Below are 22,821 nucleotides of genomic sequence, written 5' to 3'. Positions count from 1 at the left end.
ACTCCCTTCGCTGATGCAGCGTCTCGCGAGATATCAACAGCGCGGAACGAGAGTCTGTTCCCGTGCGCGCTCTAGAGTGACTGCTCATGGCCGGAACATCGACTCCCGCAACGAAGCTGCTCGACAAGGAGAAGGTGACGCACCGGGTCCACGAGTACGACCACGACGCCCGCGCGTCGTCCTACGGGGACGAGGCCGTCCACTCCCTGGCCGGCCACCTCGGTGTCGAACCGGCACAGATCTTCAAGACGCTCGTCGTCAAGACCGACACCGGCAAGCTCGCGGTGGCGGTGCTGCCGGTGCCGTCGAAGCTGTCGCTCAAGGCGGCCGCGGCGGCGTTGGGCGCGAGCAAGGCCGTCATGGCCGACCAGTCCGACGCGGAACGGTCCACCGGGTACGTCCTGGGCGGCATCTCGCCGCTCGGCCAGCGCAAGCGCCTTCCGACGGTGATCGACGCCTCCGCCCTGACGTGGGACCGCGTGCTGTGCAGCGCGGGGCGAAGGGGCCTCGAGATCGAGGTGGCACCGCAGGATCTGGTGCGGCTCGCGGGCGCGGTGGTCGCGGAGATCACCGCCGGCTGAGTGCGCAACGCGGCACCGCCGCGGAATCTATGGGCAGCGGCCGCTGTTGCCCCTGAGAAGAATCTTCGACGAACGAAAGACGGTGTCCGGCGTGACTGGTCTCTCCCTGCCCATCTCCATCCTCGACCTCGCACAGATCGGTGCGGGCGAGACGGCCGGCGACAGCTTCCTGGCCAGCGTGGAGATGGCCCGGAACGCGGAACGGTGGGGCTACGAGCGGATCTGGTACGCGGAGCACCACAACATGCCGGCGATCGCGTCGTCGGCGACGAGCGTGCTGATCGCGCACGTCGCCGCGCACACCGAGCGCATCCGCCTCGGCGCCGGCGGCATCATGCTGCCCAACCATGCCCCGCTGACGATCGCCGAACAGTTCGGCACCCTCGCCGAGTTGCATCCCGGCCGGATCGACCTGGGCCTGGGCCGCGCTCCCGGCAGCGACCAGCAGACGATGCGGGCGCTGCGCCGCGACCCCAGCTCCGCGGAGTCGTTTCCGCAGGACGTGCTCGAACTGCAGGGGTACCTGACGGGTCCGTCGCGCATCCCGGGGATCGAGGCGACCCCGGGCCGGGGCACGAACGTGCCGCTGTACATCCTGGGTTCGTCGCTGTTCGGCGCGCAGCTGGCGGCGGCGCTGGGTCTGCCGTACGCGTTCGCGTCGCACTTCGCCCCGGCCGCCCTGGACGACGCGATCGCGATCTACCGTCGCGACTTCCGGCCGTCGGCGCAGCTCGCCGAGCCGTACCTGATCGCCGCCGTGAACGTGATCGCCGCCGACACCGACGACGAGGCGCAGCGCCTGTTCCTGGAGGCCAAGCGCAAGCGGGTCGGGCTGTTCGTCCAGCGCGGCCGCACGCTCACGCCCGAGGAGGCCGACATGGCCCTCGAGTCGCCGGCGGGTCGGCACGTACTGGCGATGGTGCAGAACACCGCCGTCGGCACCCCGACCGTGGTGGGCGACTATCTGGACCGGTTCGCCGCGCGGACCGGCGCCGACGAATTGATCGTCGCGTCGTCGGCCACCGAGCGGGACGCGTGGATGCGCTCGCTCGAACTGGTCGCCGACGTCACCGGCCTCGCGGCGCGGCAGCCGCTCACAGCAGGCTGATCTGCTCGCCCGACCGTTCCCCGTCGTCCGGCACGAGGAGGTCGGGGCCGTTGTTGCGGACGCTGTTCACCTTCGGTGACACGCGCCGGATCTCGACGGCCGCGACCGACTCGAGGCTCGGCCGGATCAGGTCGGGGTGGCCGAGGCTGTCCGGGTCGAGCCAGGCCTCCCACCGGTCCGGCGGCAGGATCAGCGGCATCCGGTCGTGCACGTTGGCCAGTTGGTCCACCGAGTCGGTGGTGAGGATCGTGGTGGACAGCAGCGGCGCCTCCCGGGGCGCCTTCGGGTCGTGCCACACCGACCACAGCCCGGCCATGAACATGCGCTCCCCGTCACCGCGGGACATGTAGTACGGCACCTTCGCGGCCTTGCCGTCCGCCGTGGGCTCGGTCTGCCACTCGTACCAGCCGTCCATCGGGACCAGGCAGCGCTTGAACCGCAGCGACGTCTTGAACGCGGCCTTGGTGGCGACGGTCTCGGAGCGGGCGTTGAACAGCGGCGCACCCTTGCCCGGCTCGGTCGCGTACGACGGCACCAGTCCCCAGCGCATGCGCCGGATCCGGCGCCGCACCGGGCTGTCGTCGTCGCCGCGGTCGTGCCGCGCGACGACGGTGAGGACCTGGGTCGTGGGGGCGACGTTGTAGTCCGCCGCCTCCGAACCGGACTCCCCCGTCTCGTTCACCGCATCGAGTTCCACCGCGAGCGTCGCGGGGTCGGCCGTCGTCGCATACCTGCCGCACATACCTCCATGCTGGCACGGCTCACCGACAGAGAGCGTCATGAGAGAAGATGGACCGGTGAGTCGTGAGAGCCTGTGGAGAGCGCCCCGAGCCGAAGCCCCCGTGGATGCGTCCGTGACGCTGCCCGGATCGAAGTCGATCACCAACCGGGCGCTGATCCTCGCGGCGCTCGCGTCGGGTCCGTCCACGATCACCGGCGCGCTGCGCAGCCGCGACACCGACCTCATGATCCAGGGCCTGCGGGCGCTCGGCGTCGCGATCACCGCGACCCCCGACGCCGCGACCGGCACCACCCTGCATGTGGTCCCCGGCCCGATGACCGGCGGCGCCGTCGACTGCGGCCTCGCCGGCACGGTGATGCGCTTCCTGCCACCTGCCGCCGCCCTCGCCGACGGCACCGTCGCCGTCGACGGTGACGAGCAGGCCCGCACCCGGCCGCTCGGCACGATCCTCGACGCACTGCGTGGGCTGGGCGCCGACATCGACGGCACCGCGCTCCCCTTCACCGTGCACGGCCGCGGCGGCCTGCGCGGCGGCACCGTGACGATCGACGCGTCCGGCTCGTCGCAGTTCGTGTCCGGACTGCTGTTGTCGGCGGCCCGCTTCGACGAGGGCGTCACCGTCCGGCACCAGGGCGGCTCGCTGCCGTCGATGCCGCACATCGACATGACCGTCGAGATGCTGCGCGAGGCCGGCGTCACCGTCCACACGCCCGGCGAGAGCGGCGACGCCGACACCTGGAAGGTGTTGCCGGGCAAGATCGATCCCGTGGACTGGATCGTCGAGCCCGATCTGTCGAACGCGACGCCGTTCCTGGCCGCGGCCGCCGTCACCGGCGGCACCGTGCGAGTGCCGCTGTGGCCGTCCCGCACGACGCAGCCGGGAGACGCGATCCGCGGGATCCTCGCCGACATGGGCGCCGACGTCCGCCTCGACGACGACGTTCTCACGGTGACCGGCCCGAAGACGTTGCGCGGCATCGACATCGACCTGCGCGACATCGGCGAGCTCACCCCCACCGTCGCGGCACTGGCGGCGCTCGCGGACGGCCCGTCGGTGCTGCGCGGCATCGCGCACCTGCGCGGCCACGAGACCGACCGGTTGGCGGCGCTCGCCACCGAGATCAACAAGCTGGGCGGCGCGGTCACCGAGACCGACGACGGCCTGCGCATCGAACCGCGCCCGCTGCACGGCGCGCAGTGGCACTCGTACGCCGACCACCGGATGGCGACGGCCGGCGCGATCCTCGGACTGGTCGTCGACGGCGTCGACATCGAAGACGTCGGCACCACCGCCAAGACGTTGCCCGGGTTCGAGAACCTGTGGGCGGCAATGCTGGACGAATCCGCATCCGCCGAGCAGGGGGCGTTGTCCTGAGCCGCCGGCAGTACGACGAGTCCGACGTCCGGATTCGCCCGGGCAAGGGGACGCGGCCGCGGACCAAGAACCGGCCCGAGCACGCCGACGCCGCCGAGGCGATGGTCGTCTCCAAGGACCGGGGTCGCTGGGGCGTCGTGCTGGGCGGCGACCCGGATCGTCCCGTGGTGACGATGCGGGCCCGTGAACTCGGCCGCACCCCGATCGTGGTGGGCGACCAGGTGAGTGTCGTGGGCGACCTGTCGGGCAAGCCCGACACCCTCGCTCGGATCGTGCGGGTCGCGGACCGGTCGACCGTGCTCCGTCGCACCGCCGACGACACCGACCCGTTCGAGCGGATCGTCGTCGCCAACGCCGAGCAGCTGCTGATCGTCGTCGCGCTGGCCGACCCGCCGCCGCGCACCGGGTTCGTCGAGCGTGCCCTCGTCGCCGCCTACGTCGGTGGGCTGAAACCGATTCTGTGCCTCACGAAGAGCGATCTCGCGACGCCCGACGAGTTCGCCGCAACGTTCGCCGGCCTCGACATCCCCGTCGTGGTCGCCGGCCGGGACGATCCGATCGAACCGGTGACCGAGATCCTCGAGGGCCGGCTGACCGCGCTGATCGGGCACTCGGGCGTCGGCAAGTCGACGATGGTCAACCGCCTGGTGCCCGATGCGGATCGGGCCACGGGTGTGGTGTCCGGCGTCGGCAAGGGCCGGCACACCTCGACACAGTCGGTGGCGCTGCCGCTGCCCGGCGGCGGCTGGGTGGTCGACACCCCCGGCATCCGCTCGTTCGGGCTGGCCCACATCTCGCCCGAGAACGTCGTCGACGCGTTCACCGACCTGGCCGCGGCCGCCGAGGACTGCCCGCGGGGCTGCACGCATCTGGGCCCGCCCGCGGACCCGGAATGTGCGCTGGACAAGCTCGAAGGCGACTCCGCCGCCCGCGTCGAGGCGGTGCGTCGACTGCTGGTCGCGCTGATGTCCAACGAGTCGTGGACGTAGGACCGTAGCTGATTCCTGCGGCACCCCCGTCGAACCGGTTTTCCGACCGGGATACGCCCGCCCCGGCTCCCGGGGCGGGCGTTCCAGCGTGTGCCGGGCGTCGCGTCAGGCGGGCGTGATCGGCAGTTCCCTCGACCGGTCGGCCGTGAACGAGGTGGCCGTGGCCGGCCCCGCCGCGCCGTGAGTGCTGTCCGGGTCGAGGACGCAGTGAGTGCGTCCGTAGACGGTGTACATGCACTTGTTGTTGTGATTGCAGCGTCCGGAGACGGTGCGGTCGGCCTGGATCCGGCTCACCAGATCCGGCTCGCGCAGCAGCGCCCGACCCATCGCCACGAATCCGAAGCCCTCGCGCATGCCGGTGGCGATGTGGTCGTGGTTGTTGATGCCGCCCAACAGGATCAGTTGGGTCTCCGACGCGACCGGGACGAACTGGCGAGCCGATTCGAGCATGTACAGGTCCTCGTACGGGTAGGTGCCGAGCGCGCGCTTCCCGAAGAGCCGGACACCGGTCTTGAAGGGCTCCTTCATCACCGCCGCGAACTCGTCCACGGGGACGTCACCGCGGAACAGGTACATCTGTTTGAAGAAGGACGAGCCCTGCGTCAGTTCGATCGCATCGAGGTTGCGGTCCTGATCGAGAAGCTGGACGGTACGCAGCGACTCGGACAGCCAGATGCTGCCCCGGATGCCGTCGTCCATACTGATTTTCGCGGTCACCGCGATCCGATCACCGACGACCTCGCGCACCCGCTGCGCGATTTCCCGCACGAGCCGCGACCTGTTGTCGATGGTGCCGCCGTACTCGTCCTTGCGGCGGTTGAGCAGCGGGCTCAGGAACGAGCTCGGCAGATACAGGTGTCCGAAGTGCAGCTCGACGGCGTCGAAGCCCGCCTCCACGGCGATCGACGCAGCGTCCCCGAACTGGTCGATCACGCGACGGATCTCCGACGCTGTGATCTCCCGGCAGTACTCGAGCGATGACGGATTGATCACACGACTCGGCGACATCGCCGTGACTCCGGTGATCTTCTTCGACGCGACGACGCCGGCGTGGCCGAGCTGGGCGGCGATGGCACCACCCGCTCCGTGGACGGCTTCGGTCAGCCGCTGCAGACCCGGGAGCGCCTTGCGGCTCATCAGGATCTGGCCCGGTGCGCTGGCGCCTTCCGGGGCGACACAGCAGTAGGCCACCGTCGTCATCCCCACCCCGCCACGGACGAAACCGAGATGGAAGTCGATGAGATCGTCGGTGACGAGGCCTTCCGGCGACCGTCCCTCCGAGGTGGCGGCTTTGATGATGCGGTTGCGCAGCCGGACGGGCCCCAGGGTGGCTGGGGCGAAAGGGTCCGGGGTCACCGTCTCGGTGGGTAGGCCTGCGATGGTCATGAGTCGCCCTTCTCTCGATCCACTGTGACGGGCACCACGATTCGTGGAGGTCGCCGCGGCGTCAATACCGCGTCCCTCCCACCGGACAACCCGTCGAGATCGAGAGCCGGGATCAGGCGACGCCGCGCGCACGCGCCTCGAGGACGCGGTACTCGTCGTCGGTGATCGTCCCCGAGTCGAGCAGCGACTTCGCCGTCGCGAGGTCGTCCACGGATGGCGTACCCGCAACCCCCCGGATGTAGGCGTCCTCGGCCGCCCGGTACCGCCGGTCGGCGCGGGCCGACCGCTCGATCATGCCGCGACCGCGGACGATCAGGTAGACGGCCTCACCGATGATCGGCAGGACGAACAGGAAGAGGACCCACAACGCCTTGCCCCACCCGGACGTCCGATGGTCACGGAACAGGTCGGTGAGGATCGAGAAGAGAACCATCACGTACGCCGCGAAGGCGAAGCACGCGAAGACCAGCCAGAAGTACTCCCAGAACGAGTCCATCGCTTGCTCCGTTCACCAGAGGACACCGAACGAGATGTGCCTTCCACTTTCCCACCGCCCGCCCGCCCGGGCACAGCGAATCGGGAAGCACGAATCCCCGGGGGCCGCACCGAATCGGTGAGCCCCCGGGGATCCGGGTGAACTGTCTAGCGCGACACCAGCGCGCGCAGCCCGCGGCGCTTCTTCGACGCCTTGATCGCCGAGACCAGTCCACGGCGCTTGCCGGTGACCGGGTCGAAGGTCGCGGTCGCGTTGCCACCGAACTTGCGCTCGGACGCCGTCTCGGGCGCGTCGTCCGAGGTGTCCTTGAGGTACTTGTTCGGCAGCGACAGCTTGGCGATGGTGCGCCACGCCTTGGCGTACTGCACCGGCAGCGGACCGGTGGTGTACGGCAGGTCGTACTTCTCGCACAGCGCCCGCACCTTGACCGCGATCTCGGAGTACCGGTTGGACGGCAGGTCCGGGTAGATGTGGTGCTCGATCTGGTAGCTCAGGTTGCCGGTCATGAAGTCCATGACGGGGCCGCCGGAGATGTTGGCGCTGCCCAGCATCTGCCGCAGGTACCACTCGGCGTGCGTCTCGTTGTCGACGTCCGCCTTCGTGAACTTCTCGGCGCCGTCGGGAAAGTGACCACAGAAGATGACCGCGTTGGTCCACAGATTGCGGATCACTCCGGCGGTCATGTTCGCCGTGAGGGTGCTCTTCCATGCCTTGCCGGTGAGCGCCGGGTAGACGACGTAGTCCTTGAGCGTCTGCTTGGCGATCTTGCGGCCCACCTCTTTGGCGTTCCGCTTGGTGTACTCGCGGTCATCGCGGCCCGCGGCCACCCGGCCCAGCTCGAGCAGCTGGATCGCGATGCCGTACTCGAACAGCAGCGCCAGCACCGCGTTGTAGCCGAGGTTGCCGTAGTTGAACGGCCGCCACTTCTGGTCGCGGGTGACGCGCAGCAGGCCGTAGCCCACGTCGTCGTCCATGCCCAGAATGTTCGTGTACTTGTGGTGCAGGTAGTTGTGGGTCTGCTTCCAGTGCGCCGACGGGTCGACGTTGTCCCACTCCCAGCTGGACGAATGGACCTCGGGGTCGTTCATCCAGTCCCACTGCCCGTGCATCACGTTGTGCCCGAGTTCCATGTTCTCGATGATCTTCGCAACGCCGAGCATGCCGGCGCCCAGCAGCCACAGGGGCCGCTTCCGGCTGCCGAACAGCATCGCGCGTCCACCGATCTCGAGCGACCGCTGCAGACGGATGGTGTTGCGGATGTAGCGCGCGTCGCGCTCTCCGCGGGAGTCCTCGACGTCACGGCGGATGGCGTCGAGTTCGCGTCCAAGCGCCTCGACGTCGGCATCCGTCAGATGCGCGTACTCCTTGATGTCGGTAATCGCCACGGGCCTACCGTACCGTAAGTTACGGCACCGTAGGTTAACTCCGGATGACTGTGTGACACGTCACAGTAGCCTATGCCCGGCGAACTCCCCGACGCCGACTCACCGTCGCCTCGGCGTGCGCGCGCAGCGCCGACAGCAGGCCGCGACGCTGTCCCGTCGCGGCGTCGACCCGCAGCGCCTCCGCGATCCGCGAACCGGTCGAGGCGAACTTGCGCTCCGACGACGTCTCGGGGGCGTCGTCCGAGGTCCGCTTGAGGAACCGGTCCGGCAGCGCCAGCTTGTGGATCGTCCGCAGCGCCAGCAGGTACTGCCTGCTGAGCGGCCCGGTGGTGTACGGCAGGTCGTACTTGACGCACAGCGCCTTCACCCGCACCGCGATCTCGGAGTACCGGTTCGACGGCAGGTCCGGGAACAGGTGGTGCTCGATCTGGTAGCTGAGGTTGCCGGTCAGGAACGCCATCACCGGCCCCGCGTCGATGTTCGCGCTGCCGAGCATCTGTCGCAGGTACCACTGCGCCCGGGTCTCGTTCTCGAACTGCTCGACCGTGAACTTCTCGGCCCCATCCGGGAAATGACCGCAGAAGATGACGGCGTAGGCCCACAGGTTGCGCACCAGGTTGGCCGTCGCGTTCGCGGCCAGCGTGTGCTTCCACGCCGGGCCGGACAGCGCCGGGAACAGCACGAAGTCCTTGCCGACCTGGCGAACGATCTTGACGGCGAACTGCTTGTTGGGCGCGGTGTTCCACTTCTTGTGGTCGACGCCCTCGAGGTTCTTCTGCGCCGAGAGGTCGTGCAGCGCGATGCCCCACTCGAACGTGGCCGCCAGGATCACGTTCGCGATCGGCTGCAGCAGGTTGATCGGCTGCCACTTCTCGTCACGCGTCATCCGCAGGATGCCGAATCCCACGTCGTCGTCCATGCCGACGATGTTGGTGTAGGTGTGGTGCGTGTAGTTGTGGGCGCGTTTCCAGTGCTCGGACGGGCCCGTCATGTCCCACTCCCACGTGGTGGAGTGGATCTCCGGATCGTTCATCCAGTCCCACTGGCCGTGGGTGACGTTGTGACCGAGCTCCATGTTCTCGATGATCTTCGCGAGGGAGAGCATCGCGGTGCCCGCGACCCAGGCAGGCTTGCGCCGACCGGCCAGGAGCAGCGCCCGTGCTCCGAGCTCGAGGGAGCGTTGCAGCTTGATCGTGCGCCGGATGTAGCGGGCATCGCGTAGGCCCCGAGACTCCTCGACGTCGCGACGGATCGCGTCCAACTCGCGCCCGAGGGCGTCGATATCGGCGTCGGTGAGGTGGGCGAACTCTTTGATGTCCGTAATGGCCACCGAGGTCCTCCGTTGGATAGATCAGTTCACCGGCGTCGAGACTCGACGCGAGGCACAGGAGTCAACGATACGGGAATTCGGACACCTGCAGATCTCGCAGATACCGAGATCACAGGTGTGATCAGGCGTCGAGCGTGCAGTCGCCGGCTGCGGCCGAGATGCACGTCTGGATGCGCTCGCCCTCGGCGTGTTCCTTGCCGTTGCGCAGATCGACCGCATGACCGGACTCCAGCGGCACCACACACGTCTGACAGATGCCCATGCGGCAGCCGAACGGCATCAGCACGCCCGCCTTCTCGCCGGCCTCGAGCAGCGTCGTGGCGCCGTCCACCTGCACCTGCTTGCCGGAACGGGAGAACGTCACCGTGCCGCCCTCGCCCGACAGATCCGCGCGGGACACCGCGAAGCGCTCGAGATGCAGGTTCGGGCCGATGCCCTCCTGCTCCCAGGTCTTCTCGATCTCGTCGAGCATGCCCTGCGGACCGCACGCCCACACCTGACGCTCACGCCAGTCGGGGCAGACCTCGTCCAGCGACGCCAGTTCGAACTTGCCCTGCGCCCGAGTGTGCCGGACGTGGCAGTGGAACGTGGGGTGCGACTTTTCCAGCTCGACGAGTTCGTCGCCGAACATCACCGCTTCCTCGGTGGGCGCCGAGTGGACGTGCACGACGTCGGGCAACGCCCCACGACGACTCATCGTCCGCAGCATCGACATGATCGGGGTGATGCCACTGCCGGCTGTGAGGAACAGAATCTTGCCCGGCGGCGGCTCGGGCAGCGCGAAGTTGCCGGTGGGCGCGGCCAGTCGCACGATCGCACCCGACGGCACACCGGTGACGAGATGGCTCGACAGGAAGCCCTCGGGCATCGCCTTGACCGTGATGGAGATCAGCTTGTTGTCGACGTTGGGCGCCGACGTGAGCGAGTACGAGCGCCAGTGCCAGCGCCCGTCGACGTGGATACCGATGCCGACGTACTGGCCCGGCTGGTAGTCGAAGTCGAAGCCCCAACCCGGCTTGATCACCAGCGTCGCCGAGTCTGACGTCTCCGGCCGAACCTCGACGATCCGACCGCGCAGCTCGCGGGCCGACCACAGCGGGTTCACCAGGTGGAGGTAGTCGTCGGGGAGCAGCGGCGTCGTCAACCTGGTCACGGCACCGCGCACCAGGCTCGCCACGGACCGGTTCGAGCCGGCAACTCCCGTTGCAGGCCCCTCGATCCAGCTCTTCAGTCCCATCCGACCTCCATCTCGCTTTTCGGGCGTACGGCCAGCGTAGGGCATGCGCCTACGGTGGCGTAACTTACGCCCGAGTAATGAGCAAAGGTAACGATACTCGCGGGACGTCCGACCCGGATCAGAGCAGTTCGAGCAGGAACGGCAGCTCCTGCGTCGCGTACCACGCCAGCTCGTGGTCCTCGGCGTCCCCGAGGACGAACTCGGCGTCGGCGTCACCCAGATCGGCGTCGTCGATGATCGCGACCGCCTTCTCGATGTCCGGCTCCGCCTCGGCCAGGTCGACGTGCACCGACGCCACCTGCTTCAGCGTGATCACCTGATCGAGCCGGACGACGGCGTCGTCGAGATCGGGACGGTGCTTGGCGTCCGCGTCCTCGACGTCCGCCGCGATCACCGCGCGCCGGAACCGCGGCGCCGGGGCGTCGCTGCCGGGCTCCGGGACGGCGGCCGCGATGAGCCGCAGCGACGCGCGCGCCGCCTCCGCCATCGCCACCTCGGACAGCTCGTCCTCGTCACCGGAGTGGTACGCCTCCCGCAGCGCGGGAGTCACCGCGAAGGCGGTCCGGCTCACCGGCACCAGCTCGCGCTCGGCGACCAACTGCTCCAACATCGCGATGGTCGCGGGAACGTAGACCCTCACGCTCGACCTCCGGTCACCGACTCAGCCACTGGCATCCAACAACTCCTCGAGAGACTCGTGCAGCGACGCGGCCACGACGTCCACATCGGCCATCGCGTCGCGATCCGCATTCAAACCGTAGTAGACGTTGCCGTCGTAGGACGTCAACGCAATGCTCAGGCCCTGATTCTCCAGCAGCGGCGACACCGGATACATCGCGACCATTCGCATGCCGGCCAGGTAGAGCGGGATCTGGGGTCCGGGCGCATTGGTGACCATGACGTTGAACATCCGGTGCGACAGACTGCTCGCGGCACGGGCCCCGCGAGCGTGCAGCGACGCCGGCGCGAACCCCGACAGCCGGATCATCGTCCGGGCGGTCACCTGCCGGCTCTGTCGCCCGAACGCCTCGGTCGCGTGCGCCACGTGGGACAGCCGCATCACCGGATTCGGTTCTCCCACCGGAAGATCCACCAGGAACGACGACGTCCGCCCGTGCGGGCGCCCGTCGTCGCCACCCACGTCGACGACACTCGCACCGTTCGTTCCCGGATGTGCTTCGCAGATCGACATCGGCGCCAGGGCGCGCAGGGTCGTGGCCTCGGACACCGGTTCGCCGCGGGACAGGAGCCAGTTCCGCAGCGCGCCGGCGACCACCGTCAGCACGACGTCGTTGATCGAGCACCCGTAACGGGCCCGGATCTTGCGATACCGCTCGAGGTCGGTGGTGGCTGTCGCGAACCGGCGGTTGCGCGAGATCGGCGCGTTGAGCGGACTAGAGGGCGCCGGCTGCGCGGCCGTGCGTGCCAGTGCGGCGAGTTTGCCGAGGGCGCTCACCGTCTCGTCGACCACGCCGGACATGTCGCCGAGCGTCATGCGAAGCGTCTGGATGCCCTCGCGCGGCTGCGAGACCAGTTGCGCGAGCGCGCCCGCCACGAGCGCGGGCTCACTCGGCGCCGGCTCCGGCATCCACAGGTCCACCGACGTCTCGTCCGGAACCGCCGTGTCGTCGAGCAGCACCTGGCCGATGTCGAGAGCCTTCTCGCCGTCCACGAGGGCCGAGTGCGACTTCACGAACACCGCGCACCGATTCCCCGTCAGCCCCTCGACCACGTACATCTCCCACAGCGGCCGGGTCGTGTCCAGCGGTCGCGACAGGAGCCGTGCCACCAGGTCGTGCAACTGCTCGTCGGTGCCCGGGGACGGCAGCGCCGACCGCCGCACGTGGTAGGTGATGTCGAAGTCTTGGTCGTCGACCCACACCGGCCGCGCGAGCCCGTGCGCCACCTCGCGCACCTTCTGCCGATACCGCGGAACCAGGTGCAGGCGCGCGTCGACGAGCCGCAGCACCGCCTCGAAATCGAAGCCGTCCGACGGAACTTCCAGCACCGCAACCGAGCCCATGTGCATGGGCGCGGTACCCCCGTCGAGGAAGTAGAACGACGCGTCCTGCGTCGTGAGCCTCGTCGCCTTCGCCATCAATGCCCCCTGTCCCAGGCCGCCCTCGCGTCGAATCCCCTACCGTCCGAATCGAGAAGAATCGCAATCTCTTCCGCGGCCGTTGCCGCGTCCACGTGATGCACCCCCACCATGCCCGCGGCCACGGCGCCGCGCACGTTTCCGATCAGATCGTCGACGAAGACGCACTCGCCCGGCGGCAACCCCAGCCTGTCGGCCGTCAACTCGTAGATCTCCCGACCGGGCTTGGCCATCCCGACGTCTCCCGAGATCACCACGACGTCGACGAACGGCCCCTCGAGGTCCCGCAACTGCTGCGCGCCCGGGCCGCCGGGGTCGTTGCTGAGGATCGCGGTGCGCACCCCGTCGCGCCGGGCCGCGGCGACGACGCCCGCCAGGAGACGACCGTCCGCGCCCGGCCCCGCGAGCACTCCACCGAAGTCCAGCACCAGCCCTTGCACTCCCCCACCCTAGGTGGGCCGGGAAGTCTCCGCGACACCAACCGACCCCGGCACCGCCGGGACCTCTCGCTTTCCGCGGCCGAACATGTCATGCTGTCGCGCAGATTCCGCCTCTCCACGGAGTCGACCACCCGCGTCCGTCCGGAACCCGATCCGGTCGGCGCAGTCGACGAGCGTGCCGCATCACGGCACCGGAGAGGGCGATCATGCAGGTGCCACACCGGTTCATCTCCCCCGCACCACAATTCGAGCCGCCCACACGAATCGCGGCCCGTCCGCCGGGCCATCGGTCGACGCCCGAGCCACGAGTCGGCACCGCGCGCAGGTCACCGCACGACGGGCGCTCACCCCGCACCCACTTACCCCGGACCGGTGCGGAATCCACCACGCCCCCGGAGCTGCGCCGGTTCACCGAACACGCGCTCCGGCTCACCCTCGAAGTTCTCGACGGACGCCGGCCACCGGCTCATCTGCGCCCGTTGCTGACACCGTCCGTGAACGACCTGGTGCCGGCACTGATCCGGTCCGCGGCCGCGAGTCGCCGCCTGGGAGGCGCGACCCTGACGCGCATCCATGTCCGCGTCGTCCGCGCCGACGCCGCCGAGGTGTTCGGCACCTACAACCGCGGCGGCCGGGTGTTCGCCGTCGCCGCGCGTATCGAACGCGGCAAGGGCGCACACCCGGCCGGATGGGCGATCACGTCGTTGCGGATCGCCTGACGAGCACGGTCTAGCGCTTGCGCTTGGACCTGGGCGCCTTCTTCGACTTCGAGTCGGCACGGGCCGCCTCGCGACGCTCACGCCGCGTGCCGGTCTCACCGTCGATGTCGCCGGCCGCGCGGCTCACCTGGGCGTTGCCGTCCTCGGCCGGGCCCGACAGCGTCAGCCCGCGAGGCTGCTCGTCGTCGAGGCCCTTCGCCCGCAGCGCCACCGGTGCGGCAGGTGCGCTCTCGGACGCCGGAGCGGACTGCTGGCCCAGTGCCGGACCACTCGCGGCGGCGGCAGCGGCCGAGGCCGCCGTGACGCTCACCGCAGAACCGCCGCCCTGCGGCGTCCCGGCCTCGACCTGGAGGTTGAAGAGGAATCCGACCGACTCCTCCTTGAGCCCCTCGAGCATCCCGGTGAACATGTCGAAGCCCTCGCGCTGGTACTCGACCAGCGGGTCGCGCTGCGCCATCGCGCGCAGCCCGATGCCCTCCTTGAGGTAGTCCATCTCGTAGAGGTGCTCACGCCACTTGCGGTCCAGGACCGACAGCATCACGCGACGCTCGAGCTCGCGCATGCCGCCCTCACCGGCGATCTCGTTGATCTCCTGCTCCCGCTTTTCGTACGCCGCGTGCGCGTCCTTCAGCAGGGCGTCGAGCAGACCCTCACGGTCGAGGTCGGACTCGCCCGCCTCCGCCGCGCCGACCAGTTCCTTGTAGTCGATGCCCACCGGGTAGAGCGTCTTGAGCGCCGACCACAACTGCTCGAGATCCCAGTCCTCGACGTAGCCCTCGGCCGCGGCGCCGTTGACGTAGGCGGTCACCACATCGGTGATCATCGAATCGATCTGGCCCTCGAGGTTCTCGCCTTCGAGGATGCGGCGACGCTCGTCGTAGATGACGGTGCGCTGCTGGTTCATCACCTCGTCGTACTTGAGGACGTTCTTGCGGATCTCGTAGTTCTGCTGCTCGACCTGCGTCTGCGCACTCTTGATCGCCTTCGAGACCATCTTGGCCTCGATCGGGACGTCGTCGGGCAGGTTCAGGCGGGTCATGATCGACTCGAGCGCCGCACCGTTGAAGCGCCGCATCAACTCGTCACCGAGCGACAGGTAGAAGCGGGACTCGCCGGGATCGCCCTGACGTCCCGAACGACCACGCAGCTGGTTGTCGATACGACGAGACTCGTGGCGTTCGGTGCCCAGCACGTAGAGGCCACCCGCGGCGCGGACCTTCTCCGCGTCCGCCTTGACCTCGGCATTGACCTTGTCGAGGACGCCGTCCCACGCCGCCTCGTAGTCCTCCGGGTTGTGCACGGGGTCGAGGCCCTGCTTGCGGAGCGCGATGTCGGCGATGATGTCGGGGTTGCCGCCGAGCACGACGTCGGTGCCGCGGCCGGCCATGTTGGTCGCGACCGTCACGGCGCCCGAGCGGCCGGCCTCGGCGACGATGGTCGCCTCCTGCTCGTGGAACTTCGCGTTGAGCACGCTGTGCGCCACCCCGCGCTTGGTGAACTGCTTCGAGAGGTACTCGGAGCGCTCGACGCTGGTGGTGCCGATCAGGACCGGCTGGCCCTTCTGGTGCCGCTCGACGACGTCGTCGACGACCGCGTCGAACTTCGCCTCTTCGGTCTTGTAGATCAGGTCGCCGTTGTCGACGCGGATCAGCGGCCGGTTCGTCGGGATCGGAATGACGCCGAGGCCGTACGTCTGATGGAGCTCGGCGGCCTCGGTCTCGGCGGTACCGGTCATGCCCGAGAGCCGGTCGTAGAGACGGAAGTAGTTCTGCAGCGTGATCGTGGCGAGAGTCTGGTTCTCGGCCTTGATCTCGACCTTCTCCTTGGCCTCGATCGCCTGGTGCATGCCCTCGTTGTAGCGGCGGCCGACGAGGATGCGTCCGGTGAACTCGTCGACGATGATGACCTCGCCGTCGCGGACGATGTAGTCCTTGTCGCGCTGGTACAGCTCCTTGGCCTTGATGGCGTTGTTGAGGTAGCTGACCAGCGGAGAGTTCGCGGCTTCGTACAGGTTGTCGATACCGAGCTGGTCCTCGACGAACTCGACGCCGGCCTCGTGCACGCCGATCGTGCGCTTCTTGATGTCGACCTCGTAGTGGACGTCACGCTTGAGTAGCGGCGCGATGCGCGCGAACTCGCCGTACCACTTGCTGGACGCGTCGGCCGGGCCCGAGATGATCAGCGGGGTGCGGGCCTCGTCGATGAGGATCGAGTCGACCTCGTCGACGACGGCGAAGTTGTGGCCGCGCTGCACCAGGTCGTCGAGCGTGTGCGTCATGTTGTCGCGCAGGTAGTCGAAGCCGAACTCGTTGTTCGTGCCGTACGTGATGTCGGCCGCGTACGCCTGGCGCCGCTGCGCGGGCGTCATGCCCGACAGGATCACGTCGACCTCGAGCCCCAGGAAGCGGTGGACACGGCCCATCCACTCCGAGTCGCGCTTGGCGAGGTAGTCGTTGACGGTGACGACGTGGACGCCGTCACCGGAGATTGCGTTGAGATACGCCGGAAGGACGCAGGTCAGGGTCTTGCCCTCACCGGTCTTCATCTCGGCGACATTGCCGAAGTGCAGGGCGGCACCGCCCATGACCTGCACGTCGAAGTGACGCTGGCTGAGCACGCGGCTCGCTGCCTCGCGCGCGACGGCGAAAGCCTCGGGCAGCATCTCGTCGAGCGTCTCGCCGTCGGCGTAACGCTTCTTGAACTCTTCGGTCTTGGCCCGCAGCTGCTCGTCGGAGAGCGCCTCGACCTCGGGAGAGAGGGAGGAGACATGATCGGCGATCTGCTTGAGCCGCTTGACCATGCGACCCTCACCTACACGGAGCAGCTTCGATAGCGACAGTGACGGCACGGTCCTCTTCGTCCTCAATCCAGGTGTCGGGTTCCAGGTGTCGGTATCGATGGCAGATACATGACAAACGGGATCCGGCCGAGGTCGGGTGACCCCAGCCGGATCCCATGTTATGCGTATTCACGGTCGGACGAGTAGACCGACCGGCCGCAATGTCAGGCCAGGCGAATCAATCCGTAGTCGAACGCATGGCGGCGGTACACGACGGAGGGCCGATCGGTCTCCTTGTCGTGGAACAGGTAGAAGTCGTGGCCGACCAGTTCCATCTCGTACAGCGCGTCGTCGACGGTCATCGGCGCGGCGGAGTGGACCTTGGTGCGCACGATCTGACCCGGGCCGGGCGGCGCCTCGCCGTCCAGCGAGAGATCGCGGTCGATTGCCAGCGAATCATCTTGCGCGAGTGCGGCAGTGGCTTGCGCGACCGATACCGGCGTCTTCTCCCCGTAGTGCACCTTTCGACGATCCTTGGTGCGGCGCAACCGACTTTCCAGCTTGGCAGTCACGGATTCGAATGCCGCGTAGAAACTGTCCGCGCTCGCTTCGGCGCGGGCGACGGGCCCCTTGCCGCGAGCCGTGATCTCGACTCGCTGGCAACTCTTGGCCTGCCGGCGGTTGCGTTCGTGTTGGAGTTCCACGTCGAAGTGGAAGATGGTGGGATCGAAGCGCTCGAGTCGTGCGAGCTTCTCGGAAACGTAGACCCGGAAGTGTTCCGGCACTTCTACGTTACGTCCTTTGACGACGATTTCGGCGTTGTTCACGCCCGTGGTACTCGGAGCCTCCGTCGTAGCGGTGTCTTCGTCAACGAAAACCGAGGCTTGCATAGGGGTCGTCACTCGTACCTCCCGATTTTTCGGCCGGCCCACTGAGGTGAGACCGGCGAGTTCGATCTCGACCGGGCGGGGAACCACCCGGTATCAGAACGTGAAATATCACCTCCCACCTGTGACTTCGGGTGTGATGGCGACGCTAGTACGTAACTGCGCCGTGTGCCACTGTTCAGCGGGATTTCACCGGTGTGTCGTCGACGACATTCGCCCGGATCGACCGTTTTCGCAGTTCGCCGGGTTTGCCGGATCACGCGGCGGCCACGACGATCACCGCCGCAACCGCCACCCCCGCCGTCCCCAGCGCCCGCACCGACTCCGCAGACGTGGCGCCCGTCGTCACGACGTCGTCGATCAGGACCACCTCACGACTCCGGCACCCGGTATCCGGCGATCGGTCCCACGGCGACCGATCGACCACGATCCGGCCCCCGATGTTGTCCTGCCGCTCGCCCGCCGACAGACCGACCGAATCGCGCACGCCCCGGCGCATCGACAGGACGGGCCGCACCCGGCAGTCCGCCTCCAGGCAGGTCGCGGCGGACTGCACGGCCCGGAGCACCGGGTCGCCCCCACGGACCCGCGCCGCACGTGCGCGCGTCGGCGCGGGCACCAGACAGAGCCGGGACGAGTCCGCCGGCCCCAGCTCGCCCCACAGTCGCAGGACCCCGATCGCGCCCGCCAGCGCGGCGCCCAGCGGCCCTGCGAGGTCACGGCGTCCACGCTCCTTCGCGGCGATCACCGCGCGCCGACGTGGACCCGAGTAGGGCCCCAGCGCCCACACCGGCACACCCGGGTCCACCCGCGGCGTCACCGCGATGGGCACGTCCGCCAGCGACCGGCGGCACCGCTCGCACCACTGGGTTCCCGGGACACCGCAGCCCCCGCACGCGGCGGGCAGGATCAGGTCGAGGAGTGTGCGCACACCGGGCAGTGTGCCGCCCACCACCGACAACCGGCAGCGCGCGACAACCGGCAGCGCCGACGGCGACCGACCGGGTCAGCCCGGCAGGACCGGAATCGCCCTCGTCCCGGCCAGCCCGGGGACCTCGCGCCAGTACCGATCGCCGGCCGGATCGTTGTTGTTGAGCTGGAACACCGCGCGCGCATCCGCGACATACTCGGTGGTCGACGTCGCGTCGACGGCTGTCACCGGCGACGTCAGGTTCCGGCTCGGCAGCGAGTCCATCCGCGAACCGTCGACCGCGAGCTGGACGACCGGGACCTCGGAACCCCCTCGAGCCACGACCACCGTGTCGCCGGTACTCCAGTCCAGCGAGAGTGCCGGACCGCCCAACCCGTGCGCGATGGCGCGCGGGCTGGTGAGCGAGTACGCGCCGTCCGGCAACTGCACCACCGTGGCGACGTAGACCTTGCCGTCGACGATCAGGGCGGCCCGCACACCGTCGCGCGACAGTCGCAGCTCCGTGATCGGCCCGCCGATCGCGCTGATGGCCCCGCTCTCGACGTTCATCGTGGTCAGCTTGCCGGTGCCGGTCTCTCGGACCACCCGAACCACGCTCGAGCCGTTCACGACCGCCCACACGCTGGTGCCGTCGTACCCCCAGGACGGTCGGGTCACCGACTGCGCCTCGAGTGCCGTGGCGACGTTGCCGTCGTACGTCCCCACCACCAGCGCGGTCTGCGGCTCGGGTGCCGGGCGCCGCGTCTCCGCCACCGCCGCCACGAGGGAACCGTCACGCGAGATGGCGACGGAACGGAGGTTGTCCGACGCGCCGAAATACCCCGGGACCGGCGTCACGACGGCGTCGTCCACGTCCACCAGACCGCCGCCGCGCAGCGCGTGCAGACCCACCGTGGCACTCGCGGTCGCGAGCGGATTCAACGACGCCACGTCCGCGGTCGTCCAGCCGTCGGGATAGCGGGGATCGAGCGGCTGGCCGTCCGCCAGGAGTACGTAGGGTCCCGAGATGTCGGCGTTGGCCAACGTCCAGACCACCTGCGCTGCAAGAAGTTCACGCGACTGCGCATTCATCTTGCTGAGCCCCTGGAAGTCCACCCTGATGCCGCCCAGGCCGACCCCGACCTGAGACGAGCGCCCGTCCGCCTTCGTGATGGTGCCCAACACCGACACCCCGGAGCCCAGCTCGTTGCGCACCGCGCCGGCGAGCGAGGGCTTGGGACCGTCGATGAGCAGCGCGATCAATTGCGTCGCCATCTGGTCCTGACTGGCGGCGACCCATCGGGGATCGGGCACCACCGTGGTGGCGGTCGGATCCAGGAAGTACAGCGACTTGCGCTGGTACGAATTCAGGAACTGGGGGCGATCCATGATGACGCCGGACGGCAGGTCGTCGATGCGCCACTCGCCGTCGACCTTGACCCAGCTGATCTTGGCCTCGAACGTGCCCTCCTGGGCCTGGTAGAGGCCACCCGGCTCGAGCTGTCCCACCCGATTGGCCCGGATCGTGTACACGGCGCGGTCCGCGGTGCGCGATTCGAGGATGAGGTCGATCTTGTCGACGATCGTCGCGCTCGCGGCATCGTCCCACCGCGCCGAGGCGTCCTTGGTGAGGAACTGCCGGGCGGCCAGGTGCCGGTTGGCAGGATCGGTACTCGCCTTGACGAAGTCGCGAAGCAGTAGGTCGGGTTCCCGCCCGGGCGCGGGCGCCTCCACACTCGTGGTCGGCATGGAGCGTGCGATCGTTCCGATCGCCTGCGGCGCAGACGAATCCGGCAGGTTGGCGCAGCCCGTCGCACCGACGAGCACGGCCCCGAGCACGGCGCACAGCACCGCCCGCGACCGGCTCACGATTCCTTCTCCCGAACTCTCGGCACGGTCGGACTCTCGTCCGGATCGGGCTGCGGAGCGGCCGTCGGCTGATCCGCGTCGGTCACGGTGGGAACCGCCGGCTCCGCCGCAACCGGTGCCGGGGCCTCGCCGGCCTCGGTCGTATCGGGCACGGCCGACGGCGGCCGGCCCTGGACGTACTTGGCGACCCCGGGCTTGAGCGGCAGCGGACTCCGCGTCACCTTGCGCCCCCGAACCCGCGGCAGCGTCAGTCGGAAGCACGCACCCTCACCGGGCTCACCCCAGGCCTCGAGCGTGCCGTTGTGCAGGTTCGCGTCCTCGACACTGATCGCCAGCCCCAATCCGGTGCCTCCGGATCTACGAACACGCGACGGGTCCGACCGCCAGAACCGGTTGAACACCAGCTTCTCCTCCCCCGGGCGCAGACCGACACCCTGGTCCCGCACGATGAACGCGGCGGCATCGTCGTCGGCGCGCAAGCGCAGGAGTATGGGCTTGCCTTCACTGTGGTCGATCGCGTTCGCGAGCAGGTTGCGAAGGATCCGCTCGACGCGGCGCGGATCGACCTCCGCTACCACCGGCTCCTCGGGCAGGTCGACGATCAGTTCGGTCGACGTCTCCTTCGCGAGATGCCGCACCGTCGAGATGGCGGCACGCGCACACATGCGCAGATCCAGCTGTTCGGACGCCAACTCCGCGACACCGGCGTCATGTCGCGAGATCTCGAGCAGGTCGCCGAGCAGGCTCTCGAAACGGTCCAGCTCGGCCACCAGGAGCTCCGACGACCGCTTGAGGATCGGATCGAGCTCGTCGCTGCTGTCGTGGATGAGGTCGGCTGCCATCCGCACGGTGGTCAGCGGCGTGCGCAACTCGTGGCTCACATCCGAGGTGAACCGCTTCTGCAGGTTGCCGAACTCCTCGAGCTGCGTGATCTGCTTCGACAGGCTCTCCGCCATCTCGTTGAACGACATCGCCAGCCGCGCCATGTCGTCCTCGCCGCGCACCGGCATGCGTTCCTTGAGCCGGCCGTCCGCGAAACGCACCGCGATGCGGGACGCCGAGCGGATCGGCAGCACGACCTGCCGCGCCACGAGCATCGAGATCGCCGCCAGCAGCACCGCCAGCACCGCACCACCGATCAGCAGCGTGCCACGCATGAGCGACAGGCTGCTGTCCTCGCTCGCGAGCGGGAACACCAGGTACAGCTCGAGCGCGGCGATGTCCGACGCGGTCGGACTGCCGATGATGAGCGCAGGCCCGGAGTAGCCGTCGGGATCGTTGACGGTCGCGAACTGGTAGCTGATCTGGTTCGCGCGCACGAACTCGCTCAGGCTCTCCGGGATCTGCTCGGCCGGCCCGCTCGACGTCGGTTCGCGTGGACCGTCGCCGGGAACGATGAGCACCGGGTCGAAGGTGCCCGCGGACCCGGACGTCTGACCGCCGTCGGATTCCCGGTTCGTCAGCGCCAGCCGGGCCGCATCCAGGCGGACCTGCAGGGATCCGCTGTCGTCGGCACCCGACAGCTGCGCCTCCACGGTGCCCCGAGCACGGTCGAGCTCCTCGCTCGCCGCGGTGATCTTGGCGTCGAGGAGACGATCGGTGAGCTGGCTGGTGAGCACCACACCGAGAATCGTGATGACGATCAGCGACAGCGACAGCGCCGAGACCACGACGCGCAGCTGCAGCGATCTGCGCCACGAATGAGCGAGCCAGTTGCCGGAAGCCCGACACCAGCGGATCAGCGGTGAGAACGCCCTCTTGACTCGCCGCCGGTTCCGTCCGGCACCGATCACGGCGGTCCGGCCTTGTAGCCGACCCCCCTGACGGTGAGAACGACCTCGGGGTTCTCAGGATCCTTCTCGACCTTCGCGCGCAGCCGCTGCACGTGCACGTTCACCAGACGGGTGTCGGCGGCATGGCGATAGCCCCAGACCTGCTCGAGCAGCACCTCGCGGGTGAACACCTGACGCGGCTTGCGCGCGAGCGCCACCAGCAGATCGAACTCGAGGGGGGTCAGCGAGATCAGCGCGTTGTCGCGTGTGACCTTGTGCGCCGGGACATCGATCATGATGTCGCCGATGCTGAGCACCTCTGCGGGCTCCTCCTCGGTGCGACGCAGCCGAGCCCGGACCCGAGCGACCAGCTCCTTGGGCTTGAACGGCTTCATGATGTAGTCGTCGGCGCCGGACTCGAGTCCCAGAACCACGTCGACGGTGTCCGTCTTGGCCGTGAGCATCACGATCGGCACGCCGGACTCCGCCCGCAGGACGCGGCACACATCGATGCCGTTCATGCCGGGAAGCATGAGGTCGAGCAGCACCAGGTCCGGCCGCGTCTCACGGACGGCCGTCAGTGCCTGGCTGCCGTCGCCCACCACGTAGGGTTCGAACCCCTCACCGCGAAGCACGATGGTGAGCATCTCGGCGAGCGCCGTGTCATCGTCGACAACCAGAATCCTTGGCTTCATATCCCTATCGTTACATCTTCGAG

20 protein-coding genes are annotated in these 22,821 nt (G+C 68.7%); 5 read left to right on the top strand and 15 right to left on the bottom strand.

What is annotated here, in order from left to right:
* Window positions 1-86 precede the first annotated feature (86 nt).
* Window positions 87-581 (top strand): Cys-tRNA(Pro) deacylase, encoded by a 495-nt coding sequence (ybaK, locus tag LCL87_RS12065; protein ID WP_225019805.1) that lies wholly within the window; start codon window positions 87-89, stop codon window positions 579-581.
* 82 nt (window positions 582-663) lie between these two features.
* Window positions 664-1,689 (top strand): LLM class flavin-dependent oxidoreductase, encoded by a 1,026-nt coding sequence (locus LCL87_RS12060; RefSeq protein ID WP_225019803.1) that lies wholly within the window; start codon window positions 664-666, stop codon window positions 1,687-1,689.
* Here the strand turns inward: LCL87_RS12060 and LCL87_RS12055 are convergent.
* Window positions 1,676-2,431 carry an SOS response-associated peptidase gene (locus LCL87_RS12055; protein ID WP_225019801.1) on the bottom strand — a complete coding sequence of 252 codons (756 nt, stop codon included), beginning with the start codon at window positions 2,429-2,431 and terminating at the stop codon, window positions 1,676-1,678. The genes LCL87_RS12060 and LCL87_RS12055 overlap by 14 nt on opposite strands.
* 37 nt (window positions 2,432-2,468) lie before the next feature.
* On the opposite strand from LCL87_RS12055, the gene aroA reads away from it, so the two are divergent.
* A complete protein-coding gene (gene aroA / locus LCL87_RS12050; protein WP_225019799.1) occupies window positions 2,469-3,806 on the top strand; it encodes a 3-phosphoshikimate 1-carboxyvinyltransferase in 1,338 nt (445 codons plus the stop codon).
* Entirely contained in the window at window positions 3,752-4,795 is a 1,044-nt protein-coding gene (gene rsgA / locus LCL87_RS12045; protein ID WP_225019797.1) for a ribosome small subunit-dependent GTPase A, read from the top strand. The genes aroA and rsgA overlap by 55 nt, the downstream gene beginning before the upstream one ends.
* A gap of 105 nt (window positions 4,796-4,900) precedes the next feature.
* Here the strand turns inward: rsgA and LCL87_RS12040 are convergent, their stop codons facing one another.
* The 8 genes from LCL87_RS12040 to LCL87_RS12005 all read right to left on the bottom strand — a co-directional run bounded on the left by LCL87_RS12040 (window position 4,901) and on the right by LCL87_RS12005 (window position 13,167).
* Window positions 4,901-6,181, bottom strand: a complete 1,281-nt coding sequence (locus tag LCL87_RS12040) for an NADH:flavin oxidoreductase (protein ID WP_225019796.1) — start codon at window positions 6,179-6,181, stop codon at window positions 4,901-4,903.
* 112 nt (window positions 6,182-6,293) lie between these two features.
* Window positions 6,294-6,677 (bottom strand): PLDc N-terminal domain-containing protein, encoded by a 384-nt coding sequence (locus tag LCL87_RS12035; protein WP_225019795.1) that lies wholly within the window; start codon window positions 6,675-6,677, stop codon window positions 6,294-6,296.
* A gap of 146 nt (window positions 6,678-6,823) precedes the next feature.
* On the bottom strand, window positions 6,824-8,062 hold the full coding sequence (locus LCL87_RS12030) for a fatty acid desaturase family protein (RefSeq protein ID WP_225019794.1): 1,239 nt from the start codon (window positions 8,060-8,062) through the stop codon (window positions 6,824-6,826).
* A gap of 70 nt (window positions 8,063-8,132) precedes the next feature.
* On the bottom strand, window positions 8,133-9,392 hold the full coding sequence (locus tag LCL87_RS12025; protein WP_225019793.1) for an acyl-CoA desaturase: 1,260 nt from the start codon (window positions 9,390-9,392) through the stop codon (window positions 8,133-8,135).
* A gap of 121 nt (window positions 9,393-9,513) precedes the next feature.
* Window positions 9,514-10,629, bottom strand: coding sequence for a ferredoxin reductase (locus tag LCL87_RS12020; RefSeq protein ID WP_225019792.1), 1,116 nt, complete (start codon window positions 10,627-10,629; stop codon window positions 9,514-9,516).
* A gap of 118 nt (window positions 10,630-10,747) precedes the next feature.
* Complete coding sequence (locus LCL87_RS12015; RefSeq protein ID WP_510850744.1) at window positions 10,748-11,269, bottom strand: DUF6912 family protein; 522 nt, start codon at window positions 11,267-11,269, stop codon at window positions 10,748-10,750.
* Between the two features lie 21 nt (window positions 11,270-11,290).
* Window positions 11,291-12,727, bottom strand: coding sequence for a WS/DGAT/MGAT family O-acyltransferase (locus LCL87_RS12010; RefSeq protein ID WP_225019791.1), 1,437 nt, complete (start codon window positions 12,725-12,727; stop codon window positions 11,291-11,293).
* Window positions 12,727-13,167: an HAD-IA family hydrolase gene (locus LCL87_RS12005; protein ID WP_225019790.1), complete on the bottom strand. Its 441-nt coding sequence runs from the start codon at window positions 13,165-13,167 to the stop codon at window positions 12,727-12,729. The genes LCL87_RS12010 and LCL87_RS12005 overlap by 1 nt, the downstream gene beginning before the upstream one ends.
* 206 nt (window positions 13,168-13,373) lie before the next feature.
* Between LCL87_RS12005 and LCL87_RS12000 the strand changes: the two genes are divergently transcribed.
* Window positions 13,374-13,886, top strand: coding sequence for an Rv3235 family protein (locus tag LCL87_RS12000; protein ID WP_225019788.1), 513 nt, complete (start codon window positions 13,374-13,376; stop codon window positions 13,884-13,886).
* Between the two features lie 10 nt (window positions 13,887-13,896).
* Here the strand turns inward: LCL87_RS12000 and secA are convergent, their stop codons facing one another.
* The 6 genes from secA to mtrA form a co-directional block, all read right to left on the bottom strand.
* Window positions 13,897-16,734, bottom strand: coding sequence for a preprotein translocase subunit SecA (gene secA / locus LCL87_RS11995; RefSeq protein WP_225019786.1), 2,838 nt, complete (start codon window positions 16,732-16,734; stop codon window positions 13,897-13,899).
* Window positions 16,735-16,889: 155 nt separating this feature from the next.
* On the bottom strand, window positions 16,890-17,567 hold the full coding sequence (hpf, locus tag LCL87_RS11990) for a ribosome hibernation-promoting factor, HPF/YfiA family (RefSeq protein ID WP_225020019.1): 678 nt from the start codon (window positions 17,565-17,567) through the stop codon (window positions 16,890-16,892).
* 241 nt (window positions 17,568-17,808) lie between these two features.
* Window positions 17,809-18,483: a ComF family protein gene (locus tag LCL87_RS11985; RefSeq protein WP_225019784.1), complete on the bottom strand. Its 675-nt coding sequence runs from the start codon at window positions 18,481-18,483 to the stop codon at window positions 17,809-17,811.
* 75 nt (window positions 18,484-18,558) lie between these two features.
* Entirely contained in the window at window positions 18,559-20,331 is a 1,773-nt protein-coding gene (lpqB, locus tag LCL87_RS11980; protein ID WP_225019781.1) for an MtrAB system accessory lipoprotein LpqB, read from the bottom strand.
* The gene (mtrB, locus tag LCL87_RS11975) at window positions 20,328-22,124 is read right to left on the bottom strand and encodes an MtrAB system histidine kinase MtrB (protein ID WP_225019779.1); all 1,797 of its coding nucleotides are present in this window, start codon (window positions 22,122-22,124) and stop codon (window positions 20,328-20,330) included. Before mtrB ends, lpqB begins: the two co-directional genes overlap by 4 nt.
* Window positions 22,121-22,798 carry an MtrAB system response regulator MtrA gene (gene mtrA, locus LCL87_RS11970; protein ID WP_005518730.1) on the bottom strand — a complete coding sequence of 226 codons (678 nt, stop codon included), beginning with the start codon at window positions 22,796-22,798 and terminating at the stop codon, window positions 22,121-22,123. Before mtrA ends, mtrB begins: the two co-directional genes overlap by 4 nt.
* Between the last annotated feature and the right edge of the window lie 23 nt (window positions 22,799-22,821).

The organism is Prescottella equi (genome assembly GCF_020171745.1).
GTDB classification, from domain to species: domain Bacteria; phylum Actinomycetota; class Actinomycetes; order Mycobacteriales; family Mycobacteriaceae; genus Prescottella; species Prescottella equi_A.
The sequence above is the reverse complement of the archived record's forward strand: the minus strand, read 5'-3'. Positions and strand labels throughout refer to the sequence as shown.